13 protein-coding genes are annotated in these 19,011 nt (G+C 41.5%); 2 read left to right on the top strand and 11 right to left on the bottom strand.

The genetic code is table 11. The annotated features are described in order from the left end of the window. Positions 1 to 25: 25 nt before the first annotated feature. Entirely contained in the window at positions 26 to 4,333 is a 4,308-nt protein-coding gene (locus F9K23_16995) for a hypothetical protein (GenBank protein KAB2913521.1), read from the top strand. A gap of 117 nt (positions 4,334 to 4,450) precedes the next feature. After that, complete coding sequence (locus tag F9K23_16990) at positions 4,451 to 4,825, top strand: hypothetical protein (protein ID KAB2913520.1); 375 nt, start codon at positions 4,451 to 4,453, stop codon at positions 4,823 to 4,825. 224 nt (positions 4,826 to 5,049) lie between these two features. Here the strand turns inward: F9K23_16990 and F9K23_16985 are convergent, their stop codons facing one another. The 11 genes from F9K23_16985 to F9K23_16935 form a co-directional block, all read right to left on the bottom strand. After that, complete coding sequence (locus tag F9K23_16985) at positions 5,050 to 6,372, bottom strand: alkaline phosphatase family protein (GenBank protein ID KAB2913519.1); 1,323 nt, start codon at positions 6,370 to 6,372, stop codon at positions 5,050 to 5,052. 553 nt (positions 6,373 to 6,925) lie between these two features. Then, entirely contained in the window at positions 6,926 to 9,508 is a 2,583-nt protein-coding gene (locus F9K23_16980; protein ID KAB2913518.1) for a T9SS type A sorting domain-containing protein, read from the bottom strand. A gap of 159 nt (positions 9,509 to 9,667) precedes the next feature. Next, positions 9,668 to 10,564 carry a PorT family protein gene (locus F9K23_16975; GenBank protein KAB2913517.1) on the bottom strand — a complete coding sequence of 299 codons (897 nt, stop codon included), beginning with the start codon at positions 10,562 to 10,564 and terminating at the stop codon, positions 9,668 to 9,670. A 118-nt stretch (positions 10,565 to 10,682) separates the two neighbouring features. Then, positions 10,683 to 11,558, bottom strand: coding sequence for an outer membrane beta-barrel protein (locus F9K23_16970; protein KAB2913516.1), 876 nt, complete (start codon positions 11,556 to 11,558; stop codon positions 10,683 to 10,685). Positions 11,559 to 11,595: 37 nt separating this feature from the next. After that, positions 11,596 to 13,134 (bottom strand): hypothetical protein, encoded by a 1,539-nt coding sequence (locus tag F9K23_16965; GenBank protein ID KAB2913515.1) that lies wholly within the window; start codon positions 13,132 to 13,134, stop codon positions 11,596 to 11,598. 180 nt (positions 13,135 to 13,314) lie between these two features. Further along, positions 13,315 to 14,484 carry a PKD domain-containing protein gene (locus F9K23_16960; protein ID KAB2913514.1) on the bottom strand — a complete coding sequence of 390 codons (1,170 nt, stop codon included), beginning with the start codon at positions 14,482 to 14,484 and terminating at the stop codon, positions 13,315 to 13,317. Continuing rightward, on the bottom strand, positions 14,465 to 15,961 hold the full coding sequence (locus F9K23_16955) for an outer membrane beta-barrel protein (GenBank protein ID KAB2913513.1): 1,497 nt from the start codon (positions 15,959 to 15,961) through the stop codon (positions 14,465 to 14,467). The genes F9K23_16960 and F9K23_16955 overlap by 20 nt, the downstream gene beginning before the upstream one ends. Continuing rightward, entirely contained in the window at positions 15,945 to 16,523 is a 579-nt protein-coding gene (locus F9K23_16950; protein ID KAB2913512.1) for an RNA polymerase sigma factor, read from the bottom strand. The genes F9K23_16955 and F9K23_16950 overlap by 17 nt, the downstream gene beginning before the upstream one ends. Positions 16,524 to 16,847: 324 nt before the next feature. After that, positions 16,848 to 17,540 (bottom strand): hypothetical protein, encoded by a 693-nt coding sequence (locus tag F9K23_16945; protein ID KAB2913511.1) that lies wholly within the window; start codon positions 17,538 to 17,540, stop codon positions 16,848 to 16,850. Beyond that, entirely contained in the window at positions 17,540 to 18,304 is a 765-nt protein-coding gene (locus tag F9K23_16940) for a UDP-2,3-diacylglucosamine diphosphatase (GenBank protein ID KAB2913510.1), read from the bottom strand. Before F9K23_16940 ends, F9K23_16945 begins: the two co-directional genes overlap by 1 nt. 17 nt (positions 18,305 to 18,321) lie before the next feature. Then, a complete protein-coding gene (locus F9K23_16935) occupies positions 18,322 to 18,963 on the bottom strand; it encodes a hypothetical protein (GenBank protein ID KAB2913509.1) in 642 nt (213 codons plus the stop codon). Positions 18,964 to 19,011 lie beyond the last annotated feature (48 nt).

The raw sequence follows: 19,011 nt of genomic DNA, 5'->3' as shown, positions 1-19,011 counted from the left end.
CTTAACTAACCCCCTTTCAAATCGCATGAAAATTAAGCTATTCTTAGTGGCAATGGCTATGCTATGCCTGTTGCCCAAATTATCAAACGCACAATCTCCCGATGCCAACCTTAAAAAGTATTGGGAAAACCGCGACCGACTTCGTAAGTTCTTTGTGAAAATCGGACCAAACCAAGGAGAGAGTATCCCCGCTAATATTAGAGACCGTACGAAAAACAATATGCGCTGGAGCGACGCTACCTCACAATTGGGTTGGTACATTGCAGTGTTAGCTACTGAGTATGAACTCTTAAAACGAGATAACCTGCCCACACAAGCTACATTAAATGAACTTTACTATGCAATTAACGCAATAAGAAGATTGGATTTAACAGGAGAGGTTCAATACGCAAGAAAATTAAAACAACAGAGCGTACAAGAAAATTTAAACGGCTGGTTTATCCGAGATGATGTTGATAGTAATTTTAATATTAATTGGGGAACAATGGGCATGGTAAAGCCCCATTCTGATTATTTTAACAAAGATGCAGACCCGATACCTAATGCCGAGCATTTTCAAGCAGGCAATGAACCAAGCATCGACCAAATGGTTGCCTTGTTATTAGGCTTTAGGTTTGTACAAAAGTTTGTTGGTGATGTGTACGTTAACCCCCAAAACGATAGCACAGGCTTTTACCTATTTACTGAGGTAAAAAACATGACCAAACGGATGCGAGACCGACTTTTGTTAAAAAAGTTTAATGTGGTGAACGAGTTTACTCCAAATAACGACGGTTTATTTATCCAACAAAACTATACTTTCAATAACCCTGTATTTCATTGGGAAACCACAGGAGGCCATGACCGTTTTATAATGCTGCTTGCTTACCCACTAATGACAGTAGTTGAAGCAATTACAGGTGAACAAGTGGATTGCTCTTTCAGGTACACCCGAAATTCTGAAACCGACCCTAATTTCGAGATAATTGATGAAATTTCGTTTCAAGATTTAAAGGTGTTTTACGATGATATTATCGTAGGGCACGACCCTTGTTTAGAGGTAGGAATTTTTCCCGTTGATTTGGAAATAGTTTGCTTTGATGAAACATTTAGCAATTACGCTATGAATATGCGTATGATTTTGATGTTAGAAGCTATTGGGCGCATGAGTGATTACCAAAAAATTGTGGATTTTTCTAACGATAGAAACCTGATGATATACCCGCTGATGTCAAATGTGATGTTTAACCAGCAGACCAATGCGCTTGAGCGGGATTTTTACAAAACATTATTAGATAGTATGCCCCTTTGCCACGGATGCTTTTTATATACAGAGGACGAAACTCCCGCCGACTCTACCCTGCGTGGTAATGGTGGCAATTACTGGTCATTTGACAACCGCTGGATGAAAAATGAAGCAGCCAATCACGATTGGAGCAATGCTTGGATAAAAGGCAACCAACCGGGCTTAGATTACATGATTTTATACAATCTTTTTCACTTGTCGTTTGACCAATCACAAAACCTGCCTACCTACACCCCCGAAGTTATTTGCCCGTGTGCATCGTCTAAATTTCACGAGATTAGCAATGCCCGAAATAATGGGTTTTGGGATGGCCTTACAGAGTTAATTATACCTGAAACAAATGTTTCTACCCTAACCATTGAGCGTAAAATCAGAAAGTATGATTACGACTCAAAAGAGCACGGAATAAACTTTGAACGCTACCTCAACAAAAACCTAATTATACAAGGCGGAGGTGGTAAACTTACCTTACTTGAAGATGTGAAGGTATGCAATAACTCAACGGTTGAAATGGTGTTGAACGGAGCAAGGATACAAGTTGGTCATAATGCAGACACAAATGCTGTTCTGCGCTTTTCAAGTGGTACAAAACTAATCTTAAAAGCAGGCTCTAACCTTGATATTCTTGCAAACTCAAGGGTGATAATAGAAAAAGGTGCCACGCTGCAATTTCATCCCAATGCAAACATTGACTTAAAGAATACTAATTCAGTTTTAGAAATACGCGGGACGCTTGAATTGATGCCCAACGCTGTGTTTTCAACCAAAGGAAGCGGGTTTGTTTTATTTGATATAGAAGCCCAAGACAAAAACCCGAATATCTTGGTGAACGGCAACAACTGCCAAATGGTTTTTACCGACAGTCTTAAAAGGAAACGCATTGAGATAGCCAACAACACCCGTTTGCACCCACCCAAAAACCTAAAACTGTTCAAAATTGAAGGAATAACCGCAGAATTGGGACTAAATGCGAGCATGGTACTGCCTTGTGATTTTCACATTGTAAACAATATCATTACCCGTATTCCTAACGTAACCGATAACAACGGAAATACCCGCATACACAAGGGTATTACCATTTACGGCATCCAACACCCCCAATACATTACTGATAACACCTTTTCAGACGCTAAAACAGCCTTTACCATTTTAAACCCACAAGGACATTACGATATTAAAATCCACTACAACGATTTTATAAATTGTGATTACGGCGTACAGGTGCGCAACGGTAGAACCCACATTTTTGCAAACGAATTTATAGACTGCGGACAGGCCGTACAGGCAATTGATTTTGCCCGCACCCTTCGTTTTGAGTCAAACACAATTAAAGGAGCAGGTAACAACCCCACAGGGTTTGGTTTTGAAATCACCAGTGCTAACTATGCCGATGTTGGGGTAACAGGTAACGTGTTTTCAAAAACCGCAACAGGGTTTCACGGTGACAAAGCAGTTGCCACCCTTGCCTGTAACCACTTTTTCCAAAACGAACAAGCCATTGATTTTTATAACTACGGCAGCTTAAACATAAGTGCAGCTATTCCGTCCACTGGCATTTCACTGGTTGGAGGCAGCCCCTTAAACGGCGGCTATAACTACCTTAACATACCAAGCGGTAAGAACGGGGCTAAAGTTACTTCACCATACGGATTACTTAGTCCCTTTTTCCTAACCACCCATTTGGATAATGGATACAATAGTTTTTATAACGTTGGCAGTAGCAATCCTCTGCATTCATCGTTAGTGATAACACGCCCAAGCAATACGCTGAATACTTCAATCCAAGACTTAACGATTAACAACAATTATTGGGGGCCACAAGCAAACGTTGCTTATGTTACACCCCCACTTCCGCCAAACTTTATTAGCGTAAACAATGCAGGTTCTATTCACTTTGCCATTAATGAAAACTATACACCCCGCTATATTTTGGGCGTACAATCCGCTACAACAACCACCTGTCCGATTAGCGCATGGACTTCGGCATTATCTGACCCTTTAAACTTTGACCCTGATACTAAAAAACCACCCGTAGGTGGCGGTGCAACACTTAACATTTATCGTAACGGCAGTGTGCTGTCGTCCTTTGACGGGAACTTCGGGGGTATCAGCACAACTGAAAACGTACCCAACGGAACTTACATGGGAACGAACGTTAAAACTGCCTTTAGGAATGTGTTTACAGGCTTTACCGAAACAGTGCCTTTGACCGTTGGTGGCAGTGAAGAAAGGGTGTTAAAGCAGGGCTTATTAAACCTTGCCAACTTGTTAACAGCAACCTCAAGTCTTATCAGTCCTGAGACTAAAGAAATGAATGTGTTTGGGTATCAAAAATACCTTGCCAGCATCGGGGATGCAATCGGCGCACAAGTGTTTGTTGGGGATGCAGCAGGAGTGGCTAATCAACTATTGGCCGCTAACGCCTTGTTTGACCAGTTAAATACAGTCAACGACTTAGTAAACACAAACGATACCCCTCATTACCGTGTGAAGTTTAACATAGAACTTGACCGGATGATTGTGCATTGGATGTTTGGTAAATACGCCGACGCACTGGAGATAAATTCTGACATCAGCACTTTTGTACAAACCGACGACATCGACCGTTTGAACTATTGGAATTGCGTTATTGAAAATGAACGTAAGGTAATAGCAGAGGAAATCACTGAGTTAGAATACGCAGAAAACATTAAAACGTGCGCAATGTTATTCCCATATCAACCTTTACAGGGAAATGGACAGAACGGTGGTTCACAGGGTAGTGGCGGCGGTTCTAATGACCCCTCAGTAACCTACACCCTAACCCCCAACCCTGCTACTGATATTATCACAGTGAATATGGACATGAATATTGACGGTGATGTAAAAATAGCTGTGTTTAACAAGTTTGGTAGTAAGGTAGTGAGTGATATAGCATTGGGAGAACTGTTAGCAGGCAACCACAGCCATACTGTTACTATAGCAGGTTTGCCTGTTGACGTGTACAACATGGTGGTGTATGTAGATAATGTGCCTTTTGTCAAGCATTTTATCAAAAACAACGAATAAGCTGCTCACAACTCCGATTTATATAATTGTCCCGCTCTAAAGGGATGCACAGTGTTTTACACCATAGCCGCACCAATTTTGGTGCGGCTATTTTTAAACCTTTTATTTGATATAGGAATGATACTGCTACCTAACCGATGGAATGAACTGCAAGAACGTGCAAAATCCTTTCTTAATAGCACCGCATATCAATATTACACAATCGACATCACTACGTTGCCCAAACTGGGCGGGGTATATTTAATCTGTCTTGTGGACGAAACTCTAAACGAAACCCCTCTTTATATTAACTTCACCAACAACCTCCGCAACGAAATCTTTACCAAGCAGCTTGCCTACATCTTAACCACCTCTGAAAGTTCCAACGGCACGGCAACCATTTTAAGAAGTAATTGTTACCTTCGCTATATGGTCGAACCCGACCCAAAGGAGCAAATGGCCTTGACGGTGGCCGTCTCTTTGGAGTTAAAACCTCTTTACCAAAACAACTAAGTGTGAACACCTATGTTGTACCCCATTTTCTAACATTGTTTTTATAACACGCATAAAAATTTGATTAACAATTGTTTAAATGATATAAAAGAAAATATAAAACTCTCTCCTCTTGGAGGAGGATGTAGTAGGAGGAAAACCACCGTCATCCCGAACTCGGTTCGGGATCGCATAGGGAAATCATGTGAATGGTGATGAGATGTCGAAACAAGTTCGGCAGGACTCTACTCTGCGCTTATCTGAAAACGATTGATTTCTTCTCCCTCGCGACCGTAATACACAATGGTAAGCACCCGTTGGTTGCGGGCACCGGTTATTTCAAGCGTGGCAAAGTTGCGCTTTCCGGTTATCAGCGTACCGTCCACACGCAGTGTGTTTTTTTCCTGCTGTGCCCTATTTCCTGCACCCGATGATAATGGCGAAACGGTAACATCATAAATGGTGGGCAGGCTATCGGTTTTTAAGATGCTTATTTCGCTGTGATGCCTGTCTCCTGTTAAGAAAATTACGTTTTTGATTTTATGCTTATGGATAAAGCTGATTATTTCTTGTCGCTCTTTGGGTGCACTGATAAAGGTTTCGCCCGCCTCTTCGGAAGTATTTAAAAACTGACTGCCAACGGCTATAAACTTAAATTTTGACCCACTGGCCAAAAGATTATCCTTTAACCATTGTAACTGGGTAGCCCCAAGCACTTCTGCGTCATATACAGGCGTTTTCTCAGGACTGCGGTAGTATCTGTCGTCCAGTAAGAAAAAATCGGCGTCAGCATAGTTAAAATATGTTGTAATACCTTCCTCCCCGTTCACCCCGAAGCTTGGGTTGGGCCAGTAGTCTTTAAACGCTTGCAAAGTAGTTTGTTTGTTCCAAAAACCGCGATCGGCATTGTTAGGGCCAAAATCGTGGTCGTCCCAAATGGCATAGTTGGGACAAAACGAAAAAAGGTTGTTCAATTCAGGGTTACTGCGCACGTGGTCGTAGCGTTTATACACCCCTGTTTTACTGTTCCAGTCAGGCTCTCGCAAATAAATGTTATCGCCCAGCCATAGCATAAACTCGGGCTGTTTGGTAACAATGCTGTTAAAAATACCAGGTAAAGTATCTCCGTAGGGTGTACCGGGGCGGTCGTGTATGGTTTGGTTGGCATAGTGACAGCTACCGGTGGCAAACTTAAATGCAGGAGGGTCGCCGCGCCATTTCCACAACGCCGGCACTTTTAGGTTATAATTTTTCTTTGGGGCAGCCTGTTTGCCATCAATCCATATCTGGTAAGTATAGGTTTTGGCAGGCTCAATATTATCAAGCACAAGCTTTGCCGAGTAATGGGTTTCTTGCTTGGCCACCACTGTTTGGGTTTGGTAAACGGTATCGGGGTGGGCAAAATATTTCAGCGTTAGCTTGGCTTCTTTGTTCACCTGTACCCATACGCAGGCCTCCCTAAAATCAACGTATCCCAGCAACGGACCCGCTACAACTGCTGATTTTTGTGCATACAAATTACTTATCAACAACAATAAAACAACTACAACGAAGGCTTTCTTAATCATTGTGCATATATATTGTAAAGTTATTATCAAATGCTTAAAAAAAGTTTACCATTATAAAACTTATATTTGTTTAATTGCGTTTACATAGTTAAAGCTGCTGCTTAAATAAAAAACTTACACACACACATAAACCACACACGTCATGAGAGATTTAATCAGCGAAACCCTAAAAAGGTATGCTACAAAGTCCAAAGTAGATGTTAAGGCGCTTCAGCGTTATTTTAAAATCAAATTCAGAATGAGCATTGAAGAAGATGTGTTATCCCGCAGGATAAGCAACATCAGAAAACAAGCTGCTTAACTCTGTTTTTTTGATGTAACACTAAGTACTTTCAATGCATTGCCCGTTACGGGCCCCGAACCTACACACAAGCTTATCGCTTATCCTCACAATGTTTTAAGCTATATCGCTACCCACGTTGGGTTGTTTATTGGCTAAACATTGGCATTAGTTATCCCAGAAACAAAAAAGCTATTCTTGTACACTTTACCCTAAAACAAAAAAGCAGGTACTGAACAGTACCTGCTTTTAATTTATCAGGGAGTCCCTGTATTATTTGTCCTGTTTCAATACTTTCAGTGTTTTCTCACCGTCGGCAGATTGTAAGTGCAATAAGTAAGTACCGTTAGGCAAGTGTTGAAGGTTAATGGTTTGTTTAATCGCTCCTTTATCTTCAATTGCTTCTGTATAAACAGTTTTACCTGTGATGTCGGTTACTTTAACAGTTAACACACTGTTACCTTGCCAGTTAATATTCAATTGTAATACACCGGTAGTTGGGTTAGGATAAACGTCTAAGCCGTTCAATCCGGCAATCTCGCCCACAGATACGTTGGTAGTGGTAATTTGCTTGGTAACTGAGTCAACACATTGGTTGTTGTCTATTACTACAAGTTTCACATCAAACGTGCCTACTGTAGCGTAGTTGTGAGTTGGGTTTTTGGTTGTTATTACAGGTGCAGTATTATCGCCAAACGTCCAAACACGGATGTTAGAGGTTGTAGTGGTATCATCAAACGTCACCGATTTGTTGTTTATAGTTGCAGTAAAACCGGGTTTTGGCAATGGATTAACCACAAAGGTCAACTCGTTTGAGGTTGCTTTACAACCTGCGCTCGTTTGGCCTTCAACAGTCATTTTATCACCGCTAACAACAGTTAGGTTGTTAAATGCACCTGTAGCATTGGGAGTTCCTGTAGGAACGCTGTTTTTGAAAGCTGTATAGCTGCTAAAGCCGGTGCTTGAAGTAAGGTTAATTGTTTTACCAAAGCATACGGTGGTTCCGGGAACGGCTGTGGCAGTTAGTGTAGGAACATTATCAACTCCTACTGAAACTGTAAATGGTGCAGCACCACAGTTTAGTTTAGTAGAGTCTATTATCTCAAAAGGATAATTGGTAGTTGCGTTTGGTTTAGCCCAGAATACTGTATCAGAGGCAAAGCTTCCGTTGTTAAACTTGATTGAGTATTTGCTGGTTGAAAAATCGCTAAGGGTGATAGTGGTTGAATCGCCGGGACACAACAAGGTATCGCCAATGGTGGTTTTGTAGGTTACACCTGAGCATGACAAGGTAGCGCAAGTTTGGTTGCTTGTTTGCGATTTGCCGCAAAGGCTGCTTGTATTTGCCCTTACCCATAGTTTAACGCTTGTGCTAAAACCTAAGCCGGTAATAGTGTGGCTGGTTCCGGCAGCACCTGTAGAGGGCGAGTTCCATGTTTTACCGGTATCGGTGCTCACCTCGTAGCCGGTAGCACCTGCTACAGTAGTCCAGTTAAAGGTAACATCAGAAGTTGTTGGAGTACCGCATGAAATGGTAGGGCCGGCAGCAGGAGCAACAACAGTAACTGTTTTTTGCACTGCACTGCTTTGGCAGCCGTTCTTTTGGGCAATAACTGATACCACAGTACCTGATGCAGGAAGTATCCTTATTGAATTTGATGCGCTGTTTTGTACTGTTGTACTGTTTACAGAGAATGTGTAATTGTCATTCCCTGCGGTTGCAGTGTAAGTAACGCTATCACCTTGGCATACTGAATCGTTTACAGCCGAAGTAGTAATTGTTACCACGGGTTTGGGTTTAACCGTAACCGTTACAGGAGCACTAACGCTGCTACATCCTCCGGCAGAGGTTACCGTAACACGATAGGTGCCGCCTTGGGTTATTTTCACCACGTTAAATGTATCGCCGGGATTACCGGTATCCCATTTATACTTGTTGGTGCTTGAGAAAGCTGCGGAAACAGTAACAGTATCGCCTTCGCATATAGTATTGCCCGGCAATGTGCTGATAATATTAGCTGATGGTTTTGACGTAACGGTAATTTTAACAGTTGCTGGTGCCGAAGAACCTTTAACGTTAAACACCCTTAAGGTGTCAAAGAAAGTACCGGGGTTATTATAAATAACCTCAGGGTTTTGGGCTGAGCTGGTTGAGGGAGTTCCTCTGAATTTCCAAGCATAGCTGGTAGGACTGTTTGTTCCGCTTCCGCTAAACTTCACAGTGTCGCCAACACAAATAGTGGTTTTGTTTGCCATAATAGAGGCAATAGGCAACAATGACGAAGGGCCGAATTTGAACTCTTTCGCGTAAATCTGGTCACCGCTGGTAGTACCATCGCTGTTAGCAGCGTTCACAACCACATAAAACATAACCGTATCAACGTTGGTTGATGGGGCAGTCCAAGTAAATACCCAAGTCCTTGAGCCTGATGATGAGGCCGAAGTATGTGTTAAGTATTCGCGTGTTTTGCCGGTAACTGTTCCGGTCATTTTTTGACTTCCGCTACCTGCTGTTAACGTACCGGCAGGGTTGCTTCCGGTTTTTGTAAGACAGGTCAACTCCATACCGAAACGGTTGATACCGCTTTGGGCGTATGTAAGGGTCATTGTATAGGTACTATCGGGTATGTAACCGTTACCTGTAAATGTTCCTGTAAGAGTTAAGTTAGCCAGGTTTGATGAAGTAGGGTTAAGTGAGCCGCTATGACAACCTGATGTGGTACAGTTGGCTTCAGCAGGGGCATTGGTATGCGATACCGGTGCTCCTCCGCCGTTTTTAAGTGCCGTACCGGCCGCCATTAAAGCAAGGGCAATAGCAGATAAGACGAGAATTTTGTGGGTAAATAGTTTTTTCATAGATTTTGTTTTTGGTAAGTACTGTAGCAGAGACTTCAATATGACAATGCTTGTTGGTACAGACTTTTTAATTTTACAATGCAAAGAAACAACAAGGCCCCGTGTTTCAATAAACACAGGGCCTTGATAATTAATTTCTTACAATAATATTACAATAGCTTACCTGCCGTCGGGGCGGTTTTTATCAGGTTTAAACAGGTTGAAATACCTGCGTTTGCTAAAGTTTGTTATTAAACCTAACGATACTGAAAACGAGCCTGCGTTGCTTACTTTAGGCTTTTCAGTGATACGTTGTGTTGGGTCGCTAACTTTAGCTACGTTACGATCCCAAAATCCACCGTTAATATTGGCAAACGACATGGTGTAACGTAAGTCAAGACATAGGTATGATTTGCGGTTGAACCTCCATTTAAGGGCAGCACCCGCTACAAAACCATAATCAATCTTCTTAATTTTAGCAGGAGAGTTGCTACCACTAAATTTTTTAGAGAAGTTATAATCTTCGCTGGGGTCGTTGGTTGATGTACGGGTTTGAGTATAGCTAAACTCATTCTTTGCACTCAACAAATACGATATGTGTGGACCCGCCATAAAGTCAAGGTAAAAAGGTTTTACCGAGTTTTCATAGGGGTATAGTGCTGTTGGGTGGCCGATAGGCATAGAAACCCTGAACAACAATGGTATTTCGATATAGTTCAAATCAAGGTTTGAAACACTTTTCACGTCATCATCCCAACCCGGAGGAACATCGGTGTATGAACGGAAAGTATCCAGCTTTTGCACAGCACCTTTAACCGCGTAGGCTACCTCAGGGCTAAAGCTAAAGTAGTTATTCAATGGATAATCCATAAAAATACCTACCCTAAAACGGCTGATACCGCTAAATTTAGGACGATCAGGGCTAAGTATGTTGGTGTATTTTTTACCTGACATATTAGAGTTGTTCAGACCGCCTATAATCCCCCACTCAACCTGTGCACTGGCAGTGTTTACAATCGCTGTAAGGGTTAATGCTGCTAAAAGAAACAGGCCTTTTGCCGTAAAATTTCTTTTCATCGTGTTTATAGTTTTATTTTTAAAAAGACAAATCTATTGATTTTGGGCGTTTTTTCAACATCTTTCCCGCTATTTCATAAAAACTTAGTACAAGCCCTTTTTATTGTCTTATCCGATATTAATGTTCAGGCGAAAGTTTAAGTTTCTTTAAATTAACACCCACAATTAGCCCAACTGAAATAATTGGCGAATGTTTTAGCTTGATAACAGGGCTTTCGTGCTTGAACTGTCCAATTTTTTCCGGGTCTGGTGTTGTCCTGTCCCAATGCCCTTTATTAAGGTTATTGCTAAAAAGTACAGAGTGCCTTGCCTCTACACAAAGCCACAAGTATTTGTTAACCCTTCCTTTAATACCAATGCCTCCTGTAATACCCCAATCATAATAATTTACTTTATCACTTTTCAAGTCTACTTTAGTTTGCTCTCTGGTAGTAAAATTAAATTCAGATGAAGGGTCGTTGCTAGAGCTGCGGGTAAGTTGTTTAGAAACTTGCGAACGCGCTTTTACAGTATAGGAAAATGTAGGGCCTGCAAAAATATCCATCGACAGCGTTTTTTGTTGAGCGGGATCCTCTGTTCTCTTTCCTAAGTCAGCCAAATGAAATGAAAAGTTAATAAGTATTGGCACTTGCAAATTGTAAAATCGATGTTTAGATGAGACTGAAACATCATCTGTCCATCCCGGAAAAGTCATTGCTTCTATTCGTGATGTATCGGTTTGCTCAGCAAAACCGGTATTATAAAGAGCTACCTCAGGTCTTAAACTAAAAAAATCCGATAGCCGTATAAGTGCAAATATTGTTGTACGAGAACTAGAGGCACCCGAAAATTTAGATCGAGCCTCAGGGGGAACAACCCCATAACCCTCTGCGCTTACGCTTGTATTAGCAAGCCCATTTGTAAACCCTATTTTAACTTGTGAGTATCCGCTAACTCCTACTAATAGAAGCAATAGTGAAAATATTGCTGTGGTAAGCTTTTTGTGTATTGACATGGGAATTATTTATTGTAAGATAGCCGCTATTCGTGGCTTACTGCAAATTCCCATCGTCAAGTTTGTGTAATAAGGTTTTGCCTACAATTAAAATCAGCGCCAAAACAGCCAATGTGAGCCAATGAAAAGGGATAAAAACCTTTGCAAACAAAAACTCGGTGTAGGTAAAAAACGAAATGAAACCCAACACCAACGGCATATAAAAATAGCGGGGATTGTAAAAGGCAAACAACAACGCAATGCACTCCGCCAATAAAAAGTAGCGTTCGTGCATGCGGGGCAACAAAAAAGGCATGGTTAGGGTGATTAAAAAGGCAAGGTGTACAGTAATATCTAACCCCAACGGTTTATTTTTAAGTTTCCAAACCGAAGCAAATATCAAAATGGCTTGCACACCAAAGGCAACCATCACCCCCGCAGTGTTAAAAATAAAATTATCGCCTACCAATTGGTACACGTTGGGAGAGTTGGCCGTAAGCACAGGGTTATTATCAACAATGTTAAAATACACCAGCAACACATCCATAAAATCTCGGCCTGCTATCAGGCAGGGCACCATTAGTACTATGTAAACTCCTGGTATCAATAAAAAATCTGTAAGCCTCACATCGCGTTTAAACCAAGCGATAGCAAATAAAGGAGCTATCAGCATTGCCTGTAATTTCACACTCAGCGCCACTGCGTACAGCACCATGGCAAACAAGTTATTCCGTCGTGTATCGGCAAGCATCAAGTAATACAAAGCTGCAAGGCTAAAGGCAACATATATAATATCACACTGTCCCCAAAAGCTGCTATTTATAAGCACTGTAGGCAAAAACAAAAACGATGTAAACGCAAGCGCGGGCATAATAGAACTGGCGGGATACCTAAGTTGTATGATACGGTAGATGTACCACGCTGCCATAAAATCAAACGCAATGGAAATGTATTTTATAATCTCCAAATCGGTAAGCGGTAATAGCGAGCCAATACCCAACATATAGGTATATATAGGGGCATAGTTGGTAAACGTATCACCATAAGCGGCAAAACCATGTTGTTTAATATAGTTAAGCCAAGGCATTACCCAGTTTACCGTATCCATTGACGGTTGGGGAATGAATAGCTTGCGTGCTCCCAACGCTGCTGCAATAGCAAACAGCATTAGAAAGAAGGACGCATTGGCCATCATGTGCTGCTTTATTTCCTTTTCGCGGGGAATGATATACAGCACGGCTACCAAAACTGCAAAACCACCCAAGGCAAGTACTATCAGCATTTTTGCCTTATCAGGAAAAGCCGCTGCCAAAAAGGGAATTAGTAATGGCAAATGAACCAAAGAGGCTTTGGACAAAAGTGCTTGGGTATCAAGGCCGGTAAGTTTAGCCAATGCAGCTACAAACAAGCGGCTGTATGCAATGGTTAAAACCCCGCCGGCTACCACAGCAGCAATTACGCGGGTGGTTATATCACTCCAAAAATTATTGGCGTATGCCCAATTAAATTGTAAAGCAACCAACAAAGCTATCATTGCCAGCTTCATCGCCAAATAGGGCAATGGGTTTTGTTTTATCTGTGCTAACCACTTTTTCACAGCGGCAAGATACTTATCTGTTTAAAAAGTTTCACTTTCTAAAATCCAAACTCATCAATTGCACGTATATATAACTGCGGGCTGCAATCCTTCCAAAAAAACACCCGCAAGTGTGTGTGAGAAAAGCCCGGCTTTTGGTTGAAGCCGGGCTTATTTATTAAAGCTATTCTTGTTTGTAAATTACGGATAGGCTACGGCTATTTCGCCGTTGATAATATCTAAATCCTGAAATTTAGTAGTAGAAGTACTAAACACCCTGCACCTGAAATTAAGCGTCAGACGGTATGTTTTTTCGCCTCTTTCGTTCACTGTGTATGGCTGGGCAGCTAAAACGGTAAAGAAAGAGGTGGGCGGTTGATTTTGAAAATCGCTCACGTATTCCTCCCCAGCTTCATCAATGTAACTAATGATAACCTTAGAAAGTTTACTAACAGGGCTAACTACGCTATCTATTACTAAGCCTCCGTATGAGTAACTGGCCATACACTTTTTACCGGTATCCTGAAAAGCTACCTTTTTGCATATTACCCTTGGCTGAAAAGCGCCCGTTGTACTGGTAACTGTAAGGCATACATTATATACTCCCGGACCTGAATACGCGTTTTGCTGTTGCAGCCCTGTTCCCGTGCGTGTATCACCAAAATCCCATGAATATGTCACATTGGACCCCGCGTTTTTGGCAGTAAAATAGGCCGTATCAAAAACTACCGAAGCTGTAAAGTCTGGAACGGCGGTGTCAGAAATAACCCTTGCGGGTGTCACATTATTACAAGCAATATCTGCGCAGCTGTTAAATTGATCTGTAACCCTAAGGCATATATTTTTACCTAAGGTATCCGTGAACGTATGGCTGGGTGTTGAAACACTTGATGAATCACCCGGACCAAAAATCCATTTATAGCTGGGATTAACATACCCTTCTATTTCAGGCTTAAAGTTGTACTTATAGGTTTTAGAAACAACCTGCTGCGGGCCGTGATAATTATAGTTTTTAGCTCTTAACGCAAGCTGAATATTTACAGGGTCGCTGCCACTGTTAGTCAAACTGTCATAAATGGTTATTTTAATCGATTGATTACAGGTTGAGCAACCTGTCCTTTTAAGGTTTCCGCTAAACGAAAATGCATCAACAGAGCTATCAAATGTGTATGAGGTATACAAGTAATAACTGTCTACCCCTGCTACCATTTGCACAGGTTGTCCGCTAGCAGTGCCTTTTATAGAAAACACCGGTTCTTCCTTTTTATCGTTAAAAGGCTCCTCGCTACGCTTGCAGTTAGCAAGTGTAAGCAGGCAGGCCAATAGCACTGCGGCTATAGCGCGGTATCTTTTAAAACCTGATAACATCATAGCGTATGTATAACTGTATGCGTCGTGTTCTATCAAAAACGGAGTTGTTATAGTACCCGTTTACGGTAATATCAGAAAACCCGTTAGTGGTTAAAAATCCAACATGTAGTCTGTTCTTAAAGAAGTTTCCTTCAACACCCAATTGCCACTGCCAATTCCAATCGGCTATCCCTTGCCGGTATGCAGTAGCTTGGGTTGGCACTTTGCTACTAAACCCTGATAAACTGCCATAGCTTTCTTGGGCTATCGTATTTTGTGTATTAATCAAATAACCGGCACTAAAACCACCTACCAAGCTAAATACAGGTATGGGTGAGTAACGGGCTACCACCGGAATATCGATATAATACAATTTTTGGGTACCAATTGTTGTTTGGTCGCGTTGCACACCAAACGAATATGTTTCGCTGGTATATACCTTGTTCAATCCCTCAGTAGTTGTAGTTGTATAGCCCAGTCCAAGTCCCAACTGCAATTTTGAAGTTAGGTAGCGGTTATAAAACAACCCGTAGTAAGGCATAATATTAAAATCATTACCTGTGGGATTTATAATCCTGTAATACCCTGCCATTATCATGGGGCTAATAGAGTTTTTAAGTAATACAGGTCCTTTTTCTTTTTTATTCTTTTTGGTTGAAGTCGTATCAACAGCAGCCACTTTTTGTTGGGTACTGTCTGCTTTGTCGGGAGAACTTGCTTTGGCTGTAGGAGCAGGTTGTTGCGGCCCTTCATTAACGCCCTCATCCTTATCTTTTGTTGGCACTACAGCCGGCACCTCCTGCTTATTTTGTTTTCCGTCCTCAGGGTTTAGTGTTGAAGAGGTTTCAGCACCACCGCCATTATTACCTTTTTCCTTATTATCACTTCTTTTATCCCTACTATTGTCTTGGGCTAATAACTGTTTAGAGTCCCTTTTCTCACCATCATTGTCGACTCCTTTACTTGCCCCGTTATTTGTTCCCTTGGTATTGTGAGTTGCGTTCTTATCTCCGCTCTTTTCACCTTCATTTTTGTGAGCAGAGGTTTGTTTTTGTCCGCTGTTTTGTTTGGATAGTTGGGCAGCCATCAAAGCAGGTGGCCCTCCTTGTACTTCATACTCCTGAGGCTCATCAGCACTGCCTTCTTCTTTGTGTGAATAGCTGGTATCGCCTGCCCCTTCTGTAATGTAGTAATCAGTTGATGTTTCATTCTCACTCAATACCGGAACTTCGGTGTTTGAAGAATCAACAGCAGTCTTGCCATTAACAAGCTGCAACAACTCGTTGCTGTGGGTATAGCCCAGCCAGCCGCCAATGCCCAACAAAGCAAACAACGGCAACAACCAAAACCACACAAAACGTCTTTTCTTTTTACGTTCCACGGGCATTTCACGATCAAGTAATGCTTCTGCGTCGGCCCATTGAGCCTCGTCAAAAGCAAACTCCTGCTCGTTCAGTTGTTTGCGTATTTCTTCTTCGTTCTTACTCAGCCTGTTCATTTCTTGCAGCTTTTGGCTTGTAATACTCTTTTATCATGGCTTGCAGTTTTTTACGTGCATCAAACAACTGCGATTTCGAAGTACCCTCCGAAATTCCCAGCAATTCGCCAATCTCTTTGTGGTTATACCCATCTACCACGTACAAGTTAAATACTTTGCGGCACATGGGGGGTAGTAATTGTATCAATCTGTACAAATCCTCAGTTTGCAATTTCATCTCAGCTTCATTCTCCTCTGGCGGTTCTTCTTTAAAAGAAGGGTCGTTCACATCTGCAAACTCAATGGTTTCTCTCAGTTTTTTATCTTTCCTGTAATTATCAATAATCGTGTTGATGGTAATTCTTCTTATCCAAACCTCTATAGGAGCATCTCCTTTGTATTTGCTAAGGTTCATTACTATCTTTAAAAAACTCTCATTGTGAGCCACTTTGGCATCATCCACCGATGTATAGTACCTGTAACAAATGCGCATAATAAAGGAATAACAAACCTTGTAAAGCTCTAATTGGGCTTTCCGGTCGTTATCCATGCACTTGGTTAATAGGTCTGTGGTTATGTGCATCAATGGGCTTACAGCAAAAAGGTACTAAAGTAGTAAAAAGCAAGGGGTACATCATACCCCAATTGTAAAAATCACATTGTTATAACATATCCCTTTGCAGCTACCCCTTCAATTAATAAAGAGCAGCAACAAAAGTTAACATACAAAAAATCCGAACTTCTGCCGTATCCCAAGCAAAACTGCAATAGCTGCCAAATCTGCAATGCCTTACTAATTATCCTTACAGCAGGATAACTTTTCGGGCTTTGGCTTTGCTAAACACTTTCTGCTTTCAACCCTATACACGTAGGTTGCGTTTAAATGGTTGGGTGATGGCTGAAATTTTTAATAATTTCTCGTTAACCAGTCTGAATCCACATCGTAAAGATTAACGTTTGGGTAATTGAATTTAGACTTAAGTTCTTCGATAGTGATGCTTTTTTGATGTGGGTCGATAAGCAAGGCTAATGTCTCATCCATTTCTTTAACAATTGGTATTAGTGCATCCCTACTCGCAAACTGAAACTTGTGACTATAAAACAACGCAATGTTAAACCCTTCCATAAACCAAGAAGGGCCTTTAATAAATCTCTGAATATCGATTCTAAAATGTAAAAGGTCACTAAATAGCCATTGTATTGAAAGTGGCCTTTGATAAAAATCTTCTGATAGTTTTACGTTTTCTTTTGCAAACTCCTTTATCCTCTTATCCAATTCAGGAATTTTCTTAACCCATTCTAATTCATCATCTATGAAATCCCCCTGCATAAAGAAATCCAGTTCAGCCTTAATATCCGGCATTTCAGTGCCTTTATAAACTCTCTTTACATTGCTGAATATTTGATTAACAAAGGACGCGTTTTGTGCTTTTGTTACACCAAAAGCAGCAAGCATTGCATGAATTTGAAGAGCCCTGTAATATTGGGGAGGATTATTTTTAAGCCGCTCAGCATTAAAGAAATTCTCATCACTGGTCGTATCATACTGCAAAAAATCAACAATTTTATGTAGCAAGTCTTTTGCAGTAAGCTCCTCCATTACCCTGCAAACTCTTTAAGCTCCATCTTCTCACCGTCAAAAACGGCGTAGGTAAAGTGTTTAATCCAATCGCCAAGGTTTATGTACCTGCTGCCGGGCTGCAATTCAATATCCATCGGCAGGTGTCGGTGTCCGTATATAAAATAATCGTGATGAGCTGTTTTTAGAATATCGCGGCTGTAAATCACCAGCCATTCATTGTCTTCGCCCAAAAACACATAATCTTTTTCGCCGTTGGCTTTGCGACTGCTGTGGCTAAAGTAATTGGCGATACCAATACCTATATCGGGGTGCAACCAACGGAATGCCCATTGACACAATTTACTGGCAAATACCTTTTTTATGAATTTATACCCGTGGTCGCCGGGGCCAAGACCATCACCGTGGGCTATGTAAAATTTCTTACCGTTTATCACCCGCTCAATGGGCTGGCGTATTACCGGTATGCCCAGCTCCTTTTCAAAATAACCGAACATCCACATATCGTGGTTGCCCGTAAAAAAAGTAATGGGTATGCCCATATCGCGCAACTCAGCCAGTTTGCCCAGCAAACGGGTATAATACTTAGGGATTACCGTCTTATACTCAAACCAAAAATCAAACAAATCACCCACCAGGTAAATTTCGGCAGCATCGTGTTTAATGCTTTCCAGCCAGGCAACTAAGCGGCGTTCGCGCACCAAACTTTTATCATAATCGGGTACTCCGAGGTGAAAATCGGATGCAAAATAAACTTTCTTATTATCGGGTAGTGCTGTCAAAATACTTGATAAAGGCCGTATTACTTTTTAGCATTTATTAAAAACACATATAACTCTTTGGGGCCGTGCACACCGGTTACCAGTTGCATTTCGATATCAGCAGTGCGGCTGGGCCCTGTAATAAAGTTAATGGCCGAAGGGAGTTTTTTACCGTAGCGGTTGTTAAGGGTTTTTAAACCGTCTTTAATATCCGGCACTATTTGGTTCATCCAAGCAACTACAATGTGAGCTTGGGGAACTGCCACCAAACTGCGGCTGTTTTTTAGCGAACTGGTTACTACTGTTCCTGTGCGGGCTATCAGGCATTCGCAGGTGGTAAGCGATGCCTGCGCACTTTCCAAATTATTGGTGGTGCGTACAAAATCCTGTTCAATATCCTCTAAGTCGGCTTTTAGCTCTTTGTCCCAACAATACAAGTTATCCCACTTCTTGTTTTCAAGCAGGTCTATCAAGCTATCAATAAAATCATATTTGCTATGGCAAAACACAAACTTGCCGCCCGCCAATGAAAGGTTCTTTGCAAAAACTTCGGGCATGGGGTCGGTAATATCCTCATACACACTATGCTCAAGGTCAATTTCGGGGTGCTTGTTGGGCGTTTTATACAACAACCCCGCCCTTATTTTTTTTAGTATGCGTTCTTTGGGAGTGATATTATCCATGCTGCAAACAAATATACTACTTGCTACTGCAAATGTATATTTTTTAGA

Source organism: Bacteroidota bacterium (assembly GCA_008933805.1).
Lineage (GTDB): Bacteria > Bacteroidota > Bacteroidia > UBA8524 > UBA8524 > SB11.
The sequence above is the reverse complement of the archived record's forward strand: the minus strand, read 5'-3'. Positions and strand labels throughout refer to the sequence as shown.